Origin of the sequence: Pseudoalteromonas sp. PS5 (assembly GCF_004103255.1) — a bacterium.
Taxonomy (GTDB): domain Bacteria; phylum Pseudomonadota; class Gammaproteobacteria; order Enterobacterales; family Alteromonadaceae; genus Pseudoalteromonas; species Pseudoalteromonas peptidolytica.
In genome coordinates, this window is record NZ_RCSQ01000252.1 from 1 (window position 1) to 1,194 (window position 1,194).

The 1,194-nt window shown below is 39.4% G+C and carries 4 tRNA genes; all 4 read left to right on the forward strand.

The features are described from left to right. Nucleotides 1-44 precede the first annotated feature (44 nt). Nucleotides 45-120, forward strand: a tRNA-Gly gene (locus D9603_RS21455). Between the two features lie 5 nt (nucleotides 121-125). Continuing rightward, a tRNA-Cys gene (locus D9603_RS21460) sits at nucleotides 126-199 on the forward strand. A 34-nt stretch (nucleotides 200-233) separates the two neighbouring features. Continuing rightward, nucleotides 234-320, forward strand: a tRNA-Leu gene (locus D9603_RS21465). 36 nt (nucleotides 321-356) lie between these two features. Then, a tRNA-Gly gene (locus D9603_RS21470) sits at nucleotides 357-432 on the forward strand. The last annotated feature ends 762 nt before the right edge of the window (nucleotides 433-1,194 follow it).

Here is a 1,194-nt window from a genome sequence, read left to right on the forward strand (position 1 = left end):
ATAAAACTATTTATAGTAAAATTGCTATAAATAATTTATGGGATGCGAGTATAGCTCAGCTGGTAGAGCGCGACCTTGCCAAGGTCGAGGTCACGAGTTCGAACCTCGTTACTCGCTCCAAATTTGGCGGAATGGCAGAGTGGCCATGCAGCGGATTGCAAATCCGTCTACCTCGGTTCGACTCCGGGTTCCGCCTCCATTTTCTTATATCCACATGCGAAAGCAAGCCCGATGCCCGGGTGGTGGAATTGGTAGACACAAGGGATTTAAAATCCCTCGCTGGTAACAGCGTGCCGGTTCAAGTCCGGCCCCGGGCACCATTTATAGTAAAAAATACTATAAATGATCCATGAAACGCGAGTATAGCTCAGCTGGTAGAGCGCGACCTTGCCAAGGTCGAGGTCACGAGTTCGAACCTCGTTACTCGCTCCAAATCTAATCACATCGTTTACTTTTTACCTGATTTCCTTACTTTAGTGCTAATTCATACCAAATAATCATCCCTAGTTTATCTTTAAAGGGATTAATCTTGATGGTGGTTTGAGGTAATACTAACCCGTTTAATTATTGCTCAATATAAGGCACTTCTAACGTAGTTAGCATCAAATTGACCAATTATAAATGCCGATTCTTTGACTGTGTTGCGTCTACTAGAGTTATATTAGCTTTTTACATCTTGAGACCTGCCAAAAAATGTGGTTTGGCCGTTTTGGCTAATTTACCCATTAACGCTTTTTAACTTGTTTCAGATCCACCGGTTTCTTCATTCACCCCGTATTTAAAACTTGTCTATCGCTAATGAATGAGTACTAGAGCAGTTTCAACTGGGCAATATATTTTTAAGAACAGCAAACAAAGTTGCTGTCATTAAGAAAGTGCTTTGAAATTCACTAGCCAAGTAGATGAAGCATTGTCTTATAAGGTGCTTAAGTTAACTCTAAAGCCAACGCTTAAACAATTAAGTAGCTCAGGACTTATTTAAGAAGGGCTTTTGCATTGATAACTCACTATTTGCAAGCGGATAAAGTGAAAAAATGCTTATAAGCAATAATAATGACTTCCTTTTAGCCCTTTTTTGTATATTAAAGTGTCAAAAATAGACGTTTCGCTTTATTTTTGCTCGAACAAACGTTTTTTTGCAATTTTCTTTAAAAAAAGGGTTGCACTTAAATCGGATCTCCCTATAATGCGCAT